This is a genomic window from Enterobacter sp. MF024, assembly GCF_005843915.1.
Classification (GTDB): domain Bacteria; phylum Pseudomonadota; class Gammaproteobacteria; order Enterobacterales; family Enterobacteriaceae; genus Enterobacter; species Enterobacter barmai.
Map to the genome: position 1 here is coordinate 590,408 of NZ_VCBB01000003.1, position 17,881 is coordinate 608,288.

Here is a 17,881-nt window from a genome sequence, read left to right on the forward strand (position 1 = left end):
CAGGATTAACAGAATGGTCAGGAAGACAACGCTGGCAATGAGCGTTAGCGCATTACTGGCAAGTGCCGTACCGGCATACGCCTCGTTTGATATTGAAGACTGTAAATGGAGCGATGACCATTGCCTGCTGAAAGGCGACCCGGTGCTGACACCCGGCAATGATTCCCGCGACAACCTACTGCGCCTGCTGAGCGAAGCAAAATCCTTTGCCCTGCCCGTGCAGGCCACGCCTGCGGATATCACCCGCTCCCGAGACTTCTATTTTGCTTATCATCCGGAGTGGGATGCCGCAACGACACCTGCCACCGCCGCACGGGAAGCACCGGTTGAAGAGAGTTCGCTCAGCAAACAGCTCGCCGCTCTGCAGCTTGACCCCGTTGAGATCCGCAACGACGGTGAGCTGGAAAACCGCTTCGTCTCGAACAGTGCCGACAGCGTGAGCCAGTTTTTTGCCGCCCTGCTGGCCGATGAAACGCTCACGGCCGAACAGCGCCATGCCCTGGCCCGGGCGCGTTCAGGGCTCTATTCCGGCGCGACCGACGAGCAGCTGGCGGCATCTCTGGAGACTCTTCCGGCACAATCGACAGCCGTGCAGTACAAAACCTATCTGTCAGGGGCAGCCCTTTTTTATGCCGGGGATTACGCCGGGGCGGATCGCGCATTTAGCGCATTGATCGACAGCAATCGCCCGTGGCTGGCGGAAACCGCGCATTATATGCTGATGCGCACGGCGCTGAACAAAAGCAGCCAGAACAGCACGGGGGAGTACGGCGATTTCACTCTCGATCGTATCGATCGCCCTGCCGCCGAACAGGCGCAGAAAGCTGCCCAGGCTTATCTGCAGCGCTGGCCGGAAGGGCGTTATGCCGATTCCGCACGCGGCATGCTGCGTCGCATCAACTGGTATCTGCAGGCCTGGCCGCAGCTGGCAGGGCTGTATGAGCAGCGGTTCCAGCAGGCCAGTGACGCCGGGGCGCTGCGCGGGCTGGTGATCGAATACGATAATGTCTTTGGCATGCAGTTCTATGTAAGCGCCGTGCAGGAGGCATTCCCCGACGCGCCGCTGGTCAGCTATACCGAAATGCTGCGCGCCCTTCGCCTGAACAGCGACGAGAAACCGACCCTGACGCAGCAGGCGCTCGACAGCAGCAAACCGGTGTTTGAAAAAAGCGGCAAGCTGGCGCTGTGGCGTAATCTGCAGTTGAACCTGTGGCGGGCGACAAACAACGATGCCGCCATTTTGCAGGCCGTTAAGCCAGCGGAAAAACTCCCGGCGCACGACATTCTCGCCTTCAGCGAGCAGGTGCTGTACGGCGACGCGCTGATGGCGCAAAAGCAGTGGCCGGCGGCAGGTGATTTCTGGCTGATGTTGCTAAAGCAGAGCAAGGATGTCGAACAGCAGCAGTATGTGCAGGCCAGACTGGCCGCCACGCTGGTGTATAGCGGCAATGCAGAGGCGATTTTTGCTCCGGACAGCGCCGTTACCAACCTGCGGCTTCGCTCACAGGTGCTTAAAGCGGTGGCCTCGCCTGAGCGGTTACGCCAGCAGGCCAGCCAGGGGCCGAACAACGAGGAGCGCACCATTGCGCTGCACACGCTGTTGGTGCGTGATTTAACCGAAAACCGCTTCGGCGACTGGTTAACTGACAGAAAGCTCGCCAGCGCCATCACGCCTCCGGTCGTGGGCAAAGCGTTTGACGATGTTAACCTGAGCGTTTTCGACTGGAACGGCGATACCGCCGGAGCCGGTTACGTCTGTCGAAGTCTGGATAAAACGGTGCAGGTACTCAGCCAGAACGCCAATGATGCCCATGCCCTGAACTGTCTGGGCGAGTTCTTTCGCACAACCAGTACCCATGTCGATCTGTGGAAAGACAGCGCGGGCAACGGCCTGCTTGGCGCGGCGATCCACCGCAAGGAACCTTACGGCCAGTTTGACAGGCAAGGTTACTATCAGCAGGTCATCACCTCGCCAAAGGCGGAGCATGAAGATAAAAGCTACGCGCTCTATCGGGCCATCATGTGCTATGCCCCGTCCGGCTATAACGAATGTGGTGGAGCAGAGGTGGACAAAGCCCAGCGCAAAGGCTGGTTCACGCAGTTAAAAACGCAGTATCCGGGCAGCCCGTGGGCACAAAAACTCAAATACTACTGGTAGCCGCGCTGCTGGCCGGACAGGCGCAGGCGCAGGAGATCGTTACCGCCCACGAGCACCCGGCCTTCTGGCTCTGGTCGGGGGTGAAGGCCAGCGATGCGCTGAAGGAGGCGCAAACGGTCTATCTGCATCAGGGAGAGGTGCTGGCCCGCCCGAATGAGGTGGTGTTCCAGCGCCTCGGACTGCCCGTCAGCCGCCTGACCTTTCCCTCAATCTGGCTGACCGTGCGCTTTACCACTCTTGACGTACCGCCTGAGATCCTCCCGCGAATTGTCCGCCTGATGCAGCGCTGGCAGGCGGCAGGTAATCAGGTGGTGGGTTTGCAGGTCGATTTTGATGCGGCCACCCACCAGCTGGCGGACTACGCCCGCTTTTTGCAGGCGTTGCGCCAGCAGCTGCCAGCCGAATTTTCGCTGGGGGTCACCGGGCTGCTGGACTGGGCAAAAACCGGGGATGTCGCCACGCTGAACGCGCTGGCGGTGGATGAACTGGTGATCCAGAGCTATCAGGGCCGCCATACGGTTGCTAACTATCAGGCCTATCTGCCCGCGCTCGCCCGCCTGCGCATTCCGTTCAAGCTCGGGCTGGTCCAGAACGGCCAGCGGGATCGGCAGGCCGAAGCGCAGCTGCAACAATCCCCGTGGTATCGCGGTACGGTGGTGTTTATGCTCAATCCGGCCCGGGGTTAAGCCTTCGCCTTGCGATGACAGCAGCCGGACAGATTATCAATGATCGGACAGTCGGCGCCGTCATCCCCCGGACAGCTCTCCGCCAGCGCCAGCAATTGATCGCGCATCGCCTGTAGCTCCACAATATGCCGTTCAATCTCCGCCACCTTCTCCAGCGTCCGGCTTTTAACGTCGGCGCTGTGACGCGCGGGATCGTTGAACAGGTTCACCAGGTCGCCGCACTCCTCCAGATTAAACCCCACCTGTCGCGCCTGGCGCAGCAGCGTCAGTTCATCGAGGTGCTTCTGGGTATAGCTCCGGTAGCCGTTCTCACTGCGCAGCGGCGGCGTCACCAGCCCTTTCTCTTCGTAAAAACGAATTGCTTTGCTGGTTAAGCCAGTTTTTTTGGCAACATCACTGATATTCACGTTTCCCCCTTGACCTTCCCCTTGATGGAAGGTTTAACCTTCATAACAGTTAGATGAAAGTGTCTCTCCGGTCAATATCTGGCTGGAGATTTAGAAGGAGTTTACCTATGTCTCAAACCATCGACCTGACCCTGGATGGCCTCTCCTGCGGCCACTGTGTCAAACGCGTTAAAGAGAGTCTGGAGCAACGCCCGGACGTTGAGAGTGCAGATGTGACCATCGAGCACGCGGTCGTCACCGGCAGCGCAAGCGCCGATGCCCTGATCGACACCATCAAACAGGCCGGTTACGGTGCGGCGTTAAGCCACCCAAAGGCTGATCCGCTGACAGCGTCAACAACTCCGTCGGAAGCACTGACAGCGGCCCCCTCTGAGCTTCCGGCAGCTCACGATAGCGATGACAGCCAGCAGCTGTTGATCAATGGCATGAGCTGCGCCAGCTGCGTCACCCGCGTCCAGGATGCCCTGCAGGCGGTTCCGGGTGTGGCACAGGCACGGGTCAATCTGGCGGAGCGCACTGCGCTGGTCATGGGCAGCGCCTCCGCCGCTGATTTAGTGCAGGCGGTCGAAAAAGCAGGCTACGGCGCCGAGGCGATTGAGGATGACCTCGAACGCCGGGCGCGCCAGCAGGAGACCGCCATCGCCACCATGAAACGTTTTCGCTGGCAGGCGATTGTCGCCCTGCTGGTAGGCATCCCGGTGATGGTCTGGGGAATGCTCAGCGACAATATGATGGTCACCGACGACAACCGCACGCTGTGGCTGGCGATTGGCGTGCTCACCCTTGGGGTGATGATCTTCGCGGGCGGCCACTTTTATACCAGCGCCTGGAAAAGCCTGAAAAACCGCACCGCCACCATGGACACGCTGGTGGCGCTTGGTACCGGCGCGGCGTGGCTCTACTCAATGAGCGTCAACGTCTGGCCGCAGTGGTTCCCGATGGAAGCGCGCCATCTTTATTATGAAGCCAGCGCGATGATTATCGGCCTGATTAACTTAGGCCATATGCTGGAAGCCCGGGCCCGTCAGCGCTCGTCGAAAGCGCTGGAAAGATTGCTCGACTTAACGCCGCCTACCGCCCGGGTTGTGACCGAAAACGGCGAACAGAGCGTGCCGCTGGCAGAGGTTCAGGAAGGCATGATCCTGCGCCTGACCACCGGAGATCGCGTGCCGGTGGACGGAGAGATCACCCAGGGCGAAGCCTGGTTCGACGAAGCGATGCTCACCGGCGAGCCGGTGCCGCAGCAGAAAGGCGACGGGGAGAGTGTTCATGCCGGTACCGTCGTGCAGGATGGCAGCGTGCTGTTCCGCGCCAGTGCCGTCGGCAGCCACACTACGCTGTCGCGCATTATTCGTATGGTGCGCCAGGCCCAGAGCAGCAAGCCGGAGATCGGCAAGCTGGCCGATAAAATCTCTGCCATCTTCGTGCCGGTGGTGGTGGGTATCGCCCTGTTCAGCGCCGCTATCTGGTACTTCTTCGGCCCCGCGCCGCAGATTGTCTATACCCTGGTGATCGCCACCACGGTGCTGATCATCGCCTGTCCTTGTGCCCTGGGACTGGCGACGCCGATGTCGATTATCTCCGGCGTCGGGCGTGCCGCAGAATCGGGCGTGCTGGTACGTGATGCCGACGCCCTGCAGCGCGCCAGCACCTTAGACACCCTGGTGTTTGATAAAACCGGGACCCTCACCGAGGGTAAACCCCAGGTGGTTGCCGTCCATACCCTGGGGGGGATGAGCGAAGCCGAGGCCCTGAGCCTGGCGGGCGCACTGGAGCAGGGCTCCAGCCATCCGCTGGCCCGGGCGATTCTGGAGAAAGCGGGCAACGCATTACCGCAGATGAATAACTTCCGCACCCTGCGCGGGCTTGGGGTCAGCGGTGAGGTGGATAATCGCACCCTGCTGCTGGGTAACCAGGCGCTGCTCGCAGAAAACGGCATTGATACCCGTGCGCTGGACGAGCAGCTGCAAACCTGGGCTTCACAGGGGGCAACCCCGGTGCTGCTGGCGGTAGACGGACAGGCCGCGGCGCTGTTTGCCATTCGCGATCCATTACGCGCTGACAGCGTGGCCGCGCTGCAACGCCTGCACCGGGAAGGCTATCGTCTGGTGATGCTCACCGGCGATAACGCCACCACCGCCCAGGCTATCGCCCGGGAAGCGGGTATCGATGAGGTGATCGCCGGCGTGCTGCCGGATGGCAAAGCGGATGCGATTATCAAACTGCAGGGCCAGGGACGCCGCGTGGCGATGATTGGCGACGGCATCAACGACGCCCCGGCGCTGGCGCAGGCGGATGTGGGCATCGCCATGGGCGGCGGGAGCGATGTCGCCATCGAAACGGCAGCCATCACCCTGATGCGCCACAGCCTGACCGGGGTGGCCGACGCGCTTGCCATTTCTAAAGCGACGTTGCGCAACATGAAGCAAAACCTGCTGGGGGCCTTTATCTATAACGCCTTCGGTATTCCTATCGCCGCCGGGATCTTATGGCCGCTGACCGGCACGCTGCTGAACCCGGTAGTGGCGGGTGCCGCCATGGCCCTCTCCTCTATTACCGTGGTGAGCAACGCTAACCGCCTGTTGCGCTTTAAACCTAAAGCCTGAGGCGGTTGCAGGACAAGGACGTCTTGCACCGCCCTGCCCCACGCGCTAGCATGAATTTTTCATTCAGGGAGCGCGTATGGGTCTGTTTCAACGTCTGAAAGCATCGTTTCGCGCCCTTTTCCCCCGCCGCTATCGCTGGCCTGGACTCGATATCACCCTTCCCGGCGGACAGCATCTGCATCTGGTTGGCAGCATCCATATGGGGACGCGAGATATGTCTCCGTTGCCCGAGGGGCTGATTAGCCGACTGCGTCAGGCCGACGCGCTGATCGTCGAAGCGGATATCTCCGGGGATGAGTCACCTTTCGCCGGGCTTGCGATCCCGCCTCCGCTGGAGGAGCGTCTCAGCGCTACGCAACTGGCTGAACTGCAACGGGTTGCCGACGAGCTTGGCTTACCTGTCTCGATGCTCGAGAGCCAGCCGCTATGGCAGATCGCGATGGTGTTGCAGGCCACCCAGGCGCAGCGGCTGGGATTACGGGGCGATTACGGCATCGACTATCAATTGCTGAATGCCGCACGCGCGCAGCAGTTGCCGGTTATCGAACTGGAGGGGGCCGCCAGCCAGATTGCGCTGCTGCGCCAGATGCCAAACGACGGTTTGCTGCTGCTGGAAGATACGCTAACCCACTGGCACACCAATGCCCGGCTGCTGCAAACCATGGTGAGCTGGTGGCTGGATTCGCCTCCTGCCGTTGACCGGCTGGCGCTTCCGGCCACGTTCAGCGAATCGCTGTATGACGTGCTGATGCACGAGCGCAATCAGGCGTGGTGCGAAAAGCTGCACGCGCTGCCTGCCGGACGGTATGTGGTGGCGGTTGGGGCATTGCATCTGTACGGCGAGGGGAATTTGCCGTCGTTGCTGAGATAAAAAAGTGGCCAATATTTCTATTGGCCCGTCAAAGAGGAATTTCATCATTGTTATTATGCCGGAGGAGACCTCCGGTTCAGAAGATTGTCGCTCAAAGTGACCATCACTGCCAACACTATATGCGCAAGATGGTGCTATTTTTTAGCCTCTTTTGAGGCGTATTCTTAAGGCGTTTATTGTCCGGGCTAAGAAGGATTGCTATGACTCCCGCCGTTAAATTACTCGAAAAAAACAAGATTGCGTTTCGGATCCACAGCTACGACCACGATCCGGCTGAAACCAATTTTGGTGATGAAGTGGTGCGTAAACTGGGTCTGAATGCGGATCAGGTTTATAAAACATTGCTGGTCGCGGTGAATGGCGACATGAAACACCTCGCCGTGGCGGTGACGCCGGTTGCCAGCCAGCTGGATCTGAAGAAAGTCGCCAAAGCGCTGGGCGCGAAAAAAGTGGATATGGCGGACCCGATGGTTGCGCAACGCACCACGGGGTACCTGGTGGGTGGGATCAGCCCGCTGGGGCAAAAGAAGCGCCTGCCGACGCTGATTGATGCGCCCTCACAGGGGTTTGACACAATCTACATTTCCGGCGGCAAGCGCGGGCTGGACATTGAGCTGGCGGCGGGCGATCTGGCGAAAATGCTGGATGCGCAGTTTGCGGATATTGCGCGCCGGGATTAAGGCATTGCCCGGTGGCGCTTCGAGGTAAAAGCAAAACGGTAACAACCGTTACCGTTTTTAGTGTTTGCGCCCTCTCCCGGTGGGAGAGGGACGGGGTGAGGGCAGCAGGCCGCACGGTCCTGAAGCCGCCACCCGACACTTACGGCGGTTACTGCCAGCTCACCTCACCCTGCGGTTCATAGGCATTCACATCCAGCGGTGAATTCTGCTGGATATACTGCTTGAGCACCTCGGCGTCGATAAAGCCGGTATTCACATAGCCCGGTTTATTATCGATATGCGGATAACCATCGCCGCCGGTGGCGTTAAAGCTTAACGTCGCCATACGGTAGGTTTTGGCCGGATCGACCGGTTCGCCCTTGATCTTCAGGTCGCTCAGCACCCCGCCCTTCGCCACAAAGCTCACGTTGGCAAACTGTGGATAGGCTCCGGAGTCCGGTTTCATCTGCGCCACCGCCGTCAGATAGTCTGTCACCTCTTTGCCGCTCATATCGACATACACCAGCACGTTGCCGAACGGCTGCACCTTCAGCACATCTTTATAGGTGATGTCCCCGCCTTCGATGGAGTCGCGGATCCCGCCGCCGCTCATCACCGCAAAATCGGCACCGGTGCGCGCCATCTGCGCGGCCAGGATCAGATGCCCCATGTTGGTCTGCACGAAGCGCACCTTGCTGCGATCGCCTTCCAGTCGGCCGTTGAGCGTGCCAATCTTCACGTCCAGCTGCGCCTTACCTTTATTCTGGAACGGCGTCAGCAGGGAGAGCATCTGTGGGTTTTCCGCAATTTCCGGGGTATAGAGCACGCGCTCGCTCTGGCCGTTATCGTAAGTGACCTTCTTCTTCAGGTTGACCGGGATCAGCTGGTAGTGCACCAGCTTCATCTCGCCGTTGCGGAATTCGAAGTCCGCGCGGCCCACATATTTGCCCCACTCGTGGGCCTGCACAATCCAGATCCCGTTCTGCTTGTCCGGCGCGCACGGCGTGCCTGGCACGTAATCCACCTGCTTTTTATTTTCCGAGGCCATACAGACCGGATCCTGGGAGTGACCGCCCACAATCATCGCCAGCGAGCCCGCCGGCAGGCTACGCGCCATCTCAACATCACCCGGGGCGTTCGAGCCGTGCTCGCCGTTATCGTAGTGCCCCATGTGGGTGGTGGCGATAATCACGTCCGGTTTTTCGTTCTGCTGCAGCTCCTGGATCACCAGCTTCGCTTCATCAGCCGGTTTACGGAATTCGATGTCGGTAAAATATTCCGGGTTGCCGATTTTCGCCGTGTCATCGGTGGTCAGCCCCACCACCGCAATTTTAATATCCTGGCGTTTGAAAATGGCCCAGGGCTTAAATAAGCGCTCGCCGGTGCTTTTCTGGTAAATATTGGCGGATAGGAACGGGAATTTAGCCCACTTCTCCTGCTGGCGTAATACGTCGATGGGATTATCAAACTCATGGTTACCCACGGCCATCGCATCGTAGCCAATGAGATTCATGCCGCGAAAATCGGGTTCCGCGTCCTGTAGATCGGATTCCGGCACGCCGGTATTAATATCGCCACCGGAGAGCAGCAGCACGCTGCCGCCTTTTGCCGCCACCTCTTTACGGATCCCGTCCACCAGCGTTTTCTGCGCCGAGAGGCCATATTCACCGTATTCGCTGCGCCAGAAGTGGCCGTGATGATCGTTAGTATGCAGGATGGTGATGTTATAGGTTTTATCTTTTTCCCAGGCCTGGGCTGGCAGGCTGAGCAGACCGCACGCCGCTATTATTGCCAGCGCGACGCCTCGCTTCATTAACTTCATTTCTTCACTCCCTGATCTTAGACAAACGCAAAAATTACAATGAGTCATCAGAATAGACAAATATGTTTTCAGAATTGCGACTTTCCTCAAATGTCAGGGACAGGTATGTTAGTCGGATAATAATTACTCCCTGCACTTCCAATAACAATCGACGTGGTATTTATGGCAATCAGCGAATCTACTCCTCCGGTGTCGGCGGCTAAGGCCCGCACCTCATTCGGTATTCTCGGCGCAATCAGTCTTTCGCATCTGCTTAACGATATGATCCAGTCGCTTATTCTGGCGATCTACCCGTTACTGCAGTCCGAGTTCTCTCTCACCTTCGTGCAGATCGGCATGATCACCCTCACCTTCCAGCTGGCGTCGTCGCTGCTGCAACCGGTGGTGGGCTACTGGACGGATAAATATCCGATGCCATGGTCGCTGCCGATTGGCATGTGCTTTACCCTGAGCGGCCTGATCCTGCTGGCGATGGCGGGCAGCTTTGAAGGGGTGCTGGTGGCAGCCGCCCTGGTGGGCACCGGCTCGTCGGTCTTCCATCCGGAGTCGTCCCGCGTGGCGCGAATGGCCTCCGGTGGCCGTCACGGTCTGGCACAGTCGCTGTTCCAGGTGGGCGGCAACTTCGGCAGCTCCCTCGGTCCGCTGCTGGCGGCGGTGATTATCGCCCCGTACGGCAAAGGCAACGTGGCCTGGTTTGTGCTGGCCGCGCTGTTAGCGATTGTGGTGCTGGCGCAAATCAGCCGCTGGTATGCGGCTCAGCACCGGGTCAATAAAGGCAAACCAAAAGCGCCGGTGATAAATCCCCTGCCACGCAACAAGGTGATTCTGGCCGTCAGCATCCTGCTGATGCTGATTTTCTCCAAATACTTCTATATGGCGAGTATCAGCAGCTATTACACCTTTTATCTGATGGAAAAATTCGGACTATCGGTACAAAACGCCCAGTTTCATCTGTTCGCGTTCCTGTTTGCCGTCGCAGCCGGGACCTTTATTGGTGGGCCGCTGGGGGACAAAATCGGACGTAAATATGTGATTTGGGGCTCTATCCTCGGTGTTGCGCCCTTCACGCTTATTTTACCCTACGCAACCCTGTGGTGGACGGGCGTTTTAACCGTGATCATTGGTTTTATCCTCGCATCCGCCTTTTCTGCCATTCTGGTGTACGCTCAGGAGCTGCTTCCGGGGCGTATCGGCATGGTTTCCGGGCTGTTTTTTGGTTTTGCCTTCGGGATGGGCGGCCTTGGCGCGGCGGTATTAGGGCTGATTGCAGACCATACCAGCATCTTCCTGGTCTACAAAATCTGCGCTTTCCTGCCACTTCTTGGGATGTTGACTATATTCCTGCCTGATAACCGGCATAAATCCTGATTTATCTGCGGCCAAACTACAGCTTTGGCCGCGCCCTTCCCTTCTGCCATCAGCCTTTCTTCACCACACCTCTGATAAATCGTCCGGATGTACGTCCGTTTAACCCTTATTGCTGTTTTCATTAAAATTCAATAATTATTCATAAACGTAATCATTAATTTTGTCATAAACTATTACACGGCTTTTTGGTTTACGAACCAAAAATGGAGTCATACAGCAACGAAAGGAGACGGAATGCACCACGCCACACCGCTTATCACCACCATTGTTGGTGGACTTGTACTCGCTTTTATACTCGGCATGATTGCCAACAAACTGCGTATTTCCCCTCTGGTGGGCTATTTAGTGGCGGGCGTGTTAGCTGGTCCGTTTACCCCTGGTTTTGTTGCTGATACGAAACTTGCCCCCGAGCTGGCGGAGCTTGGGGTGATCCTGCTGATGTTCGGTGTGGGTTTGCATTTCTCCCTGAAGGATTTGATGGCGGTAAAGTCGATCGCCATTCCTGGCGCGATCGCCCAGATAGCCGTGGCGACGTTGCTGGGTATGGCGCTTTCAGCGATGCTGGGCTGGCCGCTAATGACCGGCATCGTGTTCGGCCTGTGTCTTTCCACCGCCAGTACCGTGGTACTGCTGCGCGCGCTTGAAGAGAGACAGCTGATTGACAGCCAGCGGGGGCAGATCGCCATTGGCTGGCTGATTGTTGAAGATCTGGTGATGGTCTTAACCCTGGTGTTGCTGCCTGCTGTCGCCGGAATGCTCGAAAAAGAGAACGTCGGGTTCGCCTCCCTGGCGCTGGATATGAGTATCACCATCGGCAAAGTGGTGGCCTTTATCGCCATTATGATGCTGGTGGGCCGCCGCCTGGTGCCGTGGATCCTCTCCCGCAGCGCGGCGACCGGCTCGCGCGAGCTGTTTACCCTCGCGGTACTGGCGCTGGCGCTGGGGATTGCCTTTGGCGCCGTGGAGCTGTTCGACGTCTCCTTCGCGCTGGGCGCCTTCTTTGCCGGGATGGTGCTGAACGAATCGGAACTGAGCCACCGTGCCGCCCACGATACCCTGCCCCTGCGCGATGCCTTTGCGGTGCTGTTCTTTGTCTCGGTCGGGATGCTGTTCAATCCGCTGGTGCTGATTGAGCAGCCGCTGGCGGTGCTGGGCACCCTGGCGATCATTATTTTTGGTAAGTCGGTGGCGGCTTTCTTCCTGGTGCGCATGTTTGGTCACTCGCCGCGTACCGCGCTGACCATCGCCGCCAGCCTTGCGCAGATTGGTGAGTTTGCCTTTATCCTCGCCGGACTGGGCATGGCGCTGGATCTGCTGCCGCAGGCCGGGCAAAACCTGGTGCTGGCAGGGGCAATCCTCTCCATTATGCTGAACCCGGTGCTGTTCGCGCTGCTGGAAAAATACCTCGATAAAACCGAAACCCTCGAAGAGCAGACCCTGGAAGAGGCGATCGAAGAAGAGAAGCAGATCCCGGTGGATATCTGCAACCACGCCCTGCTGGTCGGTTTTGGCCGCGTCGGGAGCCTGCTGGGCGAGAAGCTGATGGCCCAGGGCATTCCGCTGGTGGTGATTGAAACCTCCCGCACCCGCGTGGATGAGCTGCGCGAGCGCGGGATCCGCGCGGTGCTGGGGAACGCGGCTAACGAAGAGATCATGAACCTGGCGCATCTGGATTGCGCCCGCTGGCTGCTGTTGACTATCCCTAACGGTTACGAGGCGGGTGAGATCGTGGTCTCCGCTCGTGAAAAATACCCGCACCTGGAGATTATCGCCCGGGCGCATTACGACGACGAAGTGGATTACATTATGGAGCGCGGCGCGAATCAGGTGGTGATGGGCGAGCGCGAGATTGCCAATACCATGCTGTCGCTGCTGGAGAAACCGCCGGTTGAAGCGACGGTGACGGGGTAAAACTTGTGCGGCCTGGGCCCCTCACCCCGGCCCTCTCCCCATAGGGGAGAGGGTGTTTGAGTTCCCTCTCCCCTATGGGGAGAGGGTTAGGGTGAGGGGTTTTCTTTTACCGATCCCAGTACGACTCTTCCAGGCTATCTTCCCGCTCCGGCAGGCCGCGCGTTAAGCGCGGTGAGTGCTGGTTCAGCACCTGATAGCTTACGCGGTTCGCGTACTTACATACCTGCGCCAGCGACGAGTAGGTCAGCCAGTTGAATTTATGCTTGCTGGAGTTCGGCACGTTGGTGCGGTGGAAGGCGTTAGCGGTGATATCGTGCAGCAGGGCGGCCAGCGCGCCGTCGCCTGCGCCGTTGGTGTTCATGATCTTCTCCGGGCCGCCCATGTACGGGGCGATATGGGAGAAGATACGCAGGGGAGTGACGCAGTCTTTATGGCGCATGGCGCGGCTGAACTCAAACTGGTTGAACTCGGCAATCGCCCCCGGCAGCAGCGGATGCTGGGTTTTACGCTTCGCCTCTTCTTCGGTGAAACCGGCCATATACAAGCCTACCGGTCCGGCGGTGCAGAGCACCAGGTCGACCCAGTCCAGCGCCTTGTCAGAGGCCAGCAGCGGATCGCTCTCCCCGGTCAGGGCTTCGGCCTCTTCTTCGTTCATCGCCAGAATCGAGACGTGCTCTTTCAGGAACGCCTGCCACCACTCCGGGTTGTCGGCGATGACAAATTTGGTGCCCAGGGTCAGGACCACCGGCACGTTGTATTTCTTCGCATACTCCACGGCCTTCATGGTCGCTTCCGGCATCGGCTCGCCCGGCTTGCAGCGCACCAGGTAGGAGGTCAGCACCAGCGCTGATGCCCCGGCAATCACCTCTTCCGGAATGCTCTCGGCGCGTAGTTTGTTCATGTGCCCCGGGCTGATGGCAAAGGTACGTTCGCCGGATTCCCCGATCAGCGTGAAACAGCGGCCAATTGCCCCATCCACGCCCTGCAGGTAATTCAGATCGGTACGGCTGGAGGTATTGCAGAGATAGCGGTAGGCGTAGCTGCCAATTTCGATATTGCTGCACATCACGCCCAGCAGAACGGAGCGGTCGTCCGCCAGCACGGAGTAGTTGTGCATGGTGTTGCCGATGGTGCCACCGGCAAACTGATGGGTGATGAGGTTCTCCCTCACCAGCTCCTGATACAGCGCTTCCGCCACATCGTCTTCAATAACCAGAGAGTGCCCGGCGCTCAGGCCGTAACGCGCGACAAACGCATCGTCCACTTTAGCTTCAATATCCACCAGCGTCTGATCGATGCCTACCACCCAGGCGGCACTGGTCTCATTTTCCGGCTGAATTTGCTGCAGCAGCGGATCGCGGGCGTTAACGGGAAAGTAGTGTTTAGATTTACGTTTACCGGGAAATTTCATGTTCTGGGCTATGAGTGACGGATGGGCCGGGAATGGTAGCACAAACCCGGCGCAGAGTGCGATCAGCGGCTGTTGGTCAGCAGAGAGACCATCATATCGATATGCTCCGGGTCGTCGTTAAGCGCCGGAATATACTCATACTTTGTGCCGCCCGCTTCGAGGAAAAACTCACGGTTTTGCACCGCGATCTCTTCCAGGGTTTCCAGGCAGTCCGCCGCAAAGCCCGGCGACATCACCTGAATATGCTTCACTCCCTTCTCGCCCAGCATTTTGAGGGTTTCATCGGTATAGGGGGTAAGCCACGGCTCGCGGCCAAAGCGCGACTGGAAGGTCATCATCACCTTCTCCGGCGGCAGGCCGAGGGCGGAAACCAGTTCCCGGGTGGTGTCGCGACAGCGTTGCGGGTAATCATCCCCTTCGTCGGCGAATCGCTGCGGAATACCGTGGTAGGAGAGCAGCAGCAGATCCGGCTCGCCGTGTTTCTCAAAGGACGCGCGGGCGCTGCTGGCGAGGGCCTTGATGTAGAGCTCGTTATCCGCGTAGTCGCGAATAAAGGTCACGCCTGGAATGCGGCGGCGTGTTGCCAGAATGCGGGCCAGTTCATCCCAGACCGCGGCCACGGTGGAGCAGGAGTATTGCGGATAGAGCGTCAGCACTTTGATGTGGTCAACGCCCTGCGCCAGCAGGTCATCGACGGCGCTTTTCAGGGACGGTTTACCGTAGCTCATGCCCAGCGCCACCGGCATATCCGGCAGACGGGCGGCCAGCGCTTTCTCCTGGCGACGGCTGTAGACCATCAGCGGCGAGCCCTCTTCCATCCAGACGGACTGATAGAGCTTTGACACGCGCGGAGAACGGATCGGTAAAATCACGCCGCGCAGTAGCGGCCACCACAGCAGGCGCGGGGTATCCACAACGCGTGTATCGCTCAGAAACTGGCGCAGATAACGGCTGACCGCTGCGGGTGTTGGGGCTTCGGGGGTACCTAGATTGGCAAGCAGGATGCCGGTTTTCGCCTGACTCATTCACGCCTCATAACCATTTAACTGGCTGATAAGTGTATCTGAAAAGCGCGTAAACGGAACCCATTGCTGCGATAGACGAAATGAGAAATTTTCTCACCCGGAGGACCCGGGTGAGAGACGCGCGATTAGCCGAGGATCTTTTCCAGCTCTGCACGAACATCAGCAACGGCTTTCGTGCCGTCAACTTTCGCGTATTTGGTGTTACCCGCCTGCGCTTCTTTGGTGTAGTAGCCGATCAGCGGCGCGGTCATCTGATGGTATTCCACCAGGCGCTTACGCACGGTCTCTTCCTGATCGTCTTTACGGGTGGTCAGCTCTTCGCCGGTCACGTCGTCTTTACCTTCCACCTGCGGTGGGTTGAACTTAACGTGGTAAACGCGGCCGGAAGCGGCGTGTACGCGACGACCGATGATACGGTCAACGATCAGCTCGTCAGGTACGTCGAACTCCAGCACGTAGTCCACGTTGATGCCCGCTTCTTTCATAGCATCAGCCTGAGGAATGGTGCGCGGGAAGCCGTCCAGCAGGAAACCGTTACGGCAGTCTTCCTGGGAAATGCGTTCTTTAACCAGAGCGATTACCAGCTCGTCGGTCACCAGCTTGCCGGCGTCCATAATGTCTTTCGCCTGTTTACCCAGCTCGGAGCCAGATTTAACAGCGGCACGCAGCATGTCACCGGTAGAGATTTGCGGAATACCGTATTTCTCCATGATGAACTGAGCCTGAGTTCCTTTACCCGCGCCCGGAGCGCCAAGCAGAATAATACGCATTGCGAAAATCCCCTCAAAAGTCGATTCAATTTTTCAAAAAGCGCTAAACAATACCATCAGAACGGGTATGGCTCAAGGAAGGCGGGGCGGCTGAAACGGTTAATGAGGGGAATTTATTAGAGGGTGCGGTAACGGCTCCCCTCACCCTGACCCTCTCCCCAGAGGGGAGAGGGAACTATAACACCCTCTCCCCTTTGGAGAGAGGGCTGGGGTGAGGGGTAATTGTATTAAGCTAACAGCAACGCATTCACGCGCTTGATGAACTGGTTTGGATCTTCCAGCGTGCCGCGTTCGGCCAGCAGGGACTGATCCAGCAGCAGTTCAACCCACTCGGCGAAGCCCGCTTCGTCCTGGGTCTCGGCCGCACGTTTCACAAGGGCGTGATCCGGGTTCAGTTCAAAGATGTACTTCACTTCCGGTACGCTCTGGCCCGCAGCGGCGAACAGCTTCGCCATTTGAGTGCTCATCTCGTCGGCTTCGGTGGTGACGATGGCCGGGGTATCGGTCAGACGGTGGGTGAAACGCACCTCTTTCACGCGATCGCCCAGATGGGTTTTCACGCGCTCAACGAACGGCTCCAGCGCCTTCTCCGCCTCTTTCGCAGTTTCGTCCACCTCATCCGCCAGCTTGTCGATAGACTCATCGGCTTTGGCAACGGACTGGAACGCTTTGCCGCTGAACTCGGTCAGGTAGTTCATCATCCACTCATCGATGCGATCGGAAAGCAGCAGCACTTCGATGCCTTTCTTACGCAGCAGCTCCAGGTGCGGGCTGCTCTTCGCCGCGGCATAGCTGTCGGCGGTGATGTAGTAGATCTTCTCCTGCCCTTCTTTCATGCGGGAGATGTACTCTTCCAGCGACACGGTCTGTTCGGAAGAGTCGGTATGGGTAGAGGCAAAACGCAGCAGCTTAGCAATGGCTTCAACGTTGGAGGCGTCTTCCGCCGGGCCCTCTTTCAGCACCAGGCCGAACTGTTTCCAGAAGGTCTGGTATTTTTCCGCGTCGTCTTTCGCCAGCTTGTCCAGCATCTGCAGCGCACGCTTGCTCAGCGCGGTGCGCAGATTGCGGGTCACGGTGCTGTCCTGAAGGATCTCACGGGAGACGTTCAGCGGCAGATCGTTTGAGTCAATCAGGCCACGCACAAAGCGCAGGTAGTTCGGCATGAACTGCTCGGCTTCGTCCATGATGAACACGCGCTGCACGTACAGCTTCAGGCCGTGCTTGTGATCGCGGTTCCACATATCCCACGGGGCCTGCGCCGGGATGTACAGCAGGCTGGTGTACTCCTGCTTACCTTCCACGCGGTTGTGGCTCCAGGTCAGCGGATCGGTAAAGTCGTGGGCGATGTGCTTGTAGAACTCGGTGTACTCTTCGTCTTTGATTTCAGACTTGTTGCGCGTCCACAGCGCCTGCGCCTTGTTGATCTTCTCCCAGGAGATAACGGTTTCGCCGTCCTGCTCTTCCTGTTTTTCGATCTCTACCGGCAGCGCGATATGGTCGGAATATTTGCTGATGATGGAGCGTACGCGCCAGTCGTTGAGGAAATCATCTTCCCCTTCGCGCAGGTGCAGGGTGATTTCGGTCCCGCGATCGGCTTTGGTGATGTCGGCAACGGTGTATTCACCTTCGCCGTGTGATTCCCAGAACACGCCACTTTCAGCGCTTTCGCCTGCCGCACGGGTACGCACGGTGACTTTATCCGCCACGATGAAGGCGGAGTAGAAGCCCACGCCGAACTGGCCAATCAGCTGGCTGTCTTTCGCCTGGTCGGAGCCCATCGACTGCAGGAAGGCTTTGGTGCCGGATTTGGCGATGGTGCCAAGATGGTCGATGGCTTCATCGCGGGTCATGCCGATGCCGTTATCCGCGATAGTCAGAGTGCGGTTCTCTTTATCAAAGGAGACGCGCACGCGCAGTTCGCCGTCACCTTCATACAGCTCTGGCTTCGAGAGCGCACGAAAACGCAGCTTGTCTGCCGCATCAGAGGCGTTAGAGATAAGCTCGCGCAGGAAAATTTCTTTATTGGAATAAAGAGAATGGATCATCAGGTGCAGAAGTTGTTTTACTTCTGACTGGAAACCACGGGTTTCTTGTCCTTTCATACTAAGTCGACCTCAACAATGCCATTTAATGGGGTTTATAAGCGTTGAGGGAGAGATGGGGATAAGCGGGTAAGTTTTCAAGCGG

13 protein-coding genes are annotated in these 17,881 nt (G+C 58.4%); 7 read left to right on the forward strand and 6 right to left on the reverse strand.

All coding sequences use genetic code 11. The features are described 5' to 3' along the window. Positions 1-13: 13 nt before the first annotated feature. Together FFB58_RS09300 and FFB58_RS09305 are read left to right on the forward strand one after the other, a co-directional pair. A complete protein-coding gene (locus tag FFB58_RS09300; protein WP_138369701.1) occupies positions 14-2,158 on the forward strand; it encodes a hypothetical protein in 2,145 nt (714 codons plus the stop codon). Beyond that, positions 2,128-2,844: a DUF3142 domain-containing protein gene (locus FFB58_RS09305; RefSeq protein ID WP_138369702.1), complete on the forward strand. Its 717-nt coding sequence runs from the start codon at positions 2,128-2,130 to the stop codon at positions 2,842-2,844. Before FFB58_RS09300 ends, FFB58_RS09305 begins: the two co-directional genes overlap by 31 nt. Here the strand turns inward: FFB58_RS09305 and cueR are convergent. Then, positions 2,841-3,251, reverse strand: a complete 411-nt coding sequence (cueR, locus tag FFB58_RS09310; RefSeq protein ID WP_039032423.1) for a Cu(I)-responsive transcriptional regulator — start codon at positions 3,249-3,251, stop codon at positions 2,841-2,843. The genes FFB58_RS09305 and cueR overlap by 4 nt on opposite strands. 107 nt (positions 3,252-3,358) lie before the next feature. Here cueR and copA point away from each other — a divergent pair, with 107 nt between their 5' ends. The 3 genes from copA to ybaK all read left to right on the forward strand — a co-directional run bounded on the left by copA (position 3,359) and on the right by ybaK (position 7,408). Then, the gene (gene copA, locus FFB58_RS09315) at positions 3,359-5,857 is read left to right on the forward strand and encodes a copper-exporting P-type ATPase CopA (RefSeq protein ID WP_138369703.1); all 2,499 of its coding nucleotides are present in this window, start codon (positions 3,359-3,361) and stop codon (positions 5,855-5,857) included. A gap of 76 nt (positions 5,858-5,933) precedes the next feature. Further along, entirely contained in the window at positions 5,934-6,728 is a 795-nt protein-coding gene (locus FFB58_RS09320) for a TraB/GumN family protein (protein WP_138369704.1), read from the forward strand. Between the two features lie 200 nt (positions 6,729-6,928). Continuing rightward, positions 6,929-7,408 carry a Cys-tRNA(Pro)/Cys-tRNA(Cys) deacylase YbaK gene (gene ybaK / locus FFB58_RS09325; protein ID WP_138369705.1) on the forward strand — a complete coding sequence of 160 codons (480 nt, stop codon included), beginning with the start codon at positions 6,929-6,931 and terminating at the stop codon, positions 7,406-7,408. A 148-nt stretch (positions 7,409-7,556) separates the two neighbouring features. Here ybaK and ushA read toward each other — a convergent pair whose 3' ends face one another. Beyond that, positions 7,557-9,209, reverse strand: coding sequence for a bifunctional UDP-sugar hydrolase/5'-nucleotidase UshA (ushA, locus tag FFB58_RS09330; RefSeq protein WP_138369706.1), 1,653 nt, complete (start codon positions 9,207-9,209; stop codon positions 7,557-7,559). Positions 9,210-9,371: 162 nt separating this feature from the next. Between ushA and FFB58_RS09335 the strand changes: the two genes are divergently transcribed. Continuing rightward, positions 9,372-10,577: an MFS transporter gene (locus tag FFB58_RS09335; RefSeq protein ID WP_039032418.1), complete on the forward strand. Its 1,206-nt coding sequence runs from the start codon at positions 9,372-9,374 to the stop codon at positions 10,575-10,577. Between the two features lie 234 nt (positions 10,578-10,811). Beyond that, positions 10,812-12,488, forward strand: a complete 1,677-nt coding sequence (gene ybaL / locus FFB58_RS09340) for a YbaL family putative K(+) efflux transporter (RefSeq protein WP_039032417.1) — start codon at positions 10,812-10,814, stop codon at positions 12,486-12,488. Positions 12,489-12,594: 106 nt separating this feature from the next. On the opposite strand, the gene FFB58_RS09345 is transcribed toward ybaL, so the two are convergent. From FFB58_RS09345 to htpG, 4 genes are all read right to left on the reverse strand, one after another. Further along, a complete protein-coding gene (locus tag FFB58_RS09345) occupies positions 12,595-13,899 on the reverse strand; it encodes an inosine/guanosine kinase (protein WP_039032416.1) in 1,305 nt (434 codons plus the stop codon). Between the two features lie 62 nt (positions 13,900-13,961). Beyond that, complete coding sequence (gene hemH, locus FFB58_RS09350; RefSeq protein ID WP_039032415.1) at positions 13,962-14,924, reverse strand: ferrochelatase; 963 nt, start codon at positions 14,922-14,924, stop codon at positions 13,962-13,964. 125 nt (positions 14,925-15,049) lie between these two features. Continuing rightward, the gene (gene adk / locus FFB58_RS09355; protein WP_039032414.1) at positions 15,050-15,694 is read right to left on the reverse strand and encodes an adenylate kinase; all 645 of its coding nucleotides are present in this window, start codon (positions 15,692-15,694) and stop codon (positions 15,050-15,052) included. A gap of 227 nt (positions 15,695-15,921) precedes the next feature. Further along, positions 15,922-17,796, reverse strand: a complete 1,875-nt coding sequence (htpG, locus tag FFB58_RS09360; protein WP_138369707.1) for a molecular chaperone HtpG — start codon at positions 17,794-17,796, stop codon at positions 15,922-15,924. Between the last annotated feature and the right edge of the window lie 85 nt (positions 17,797-17,881).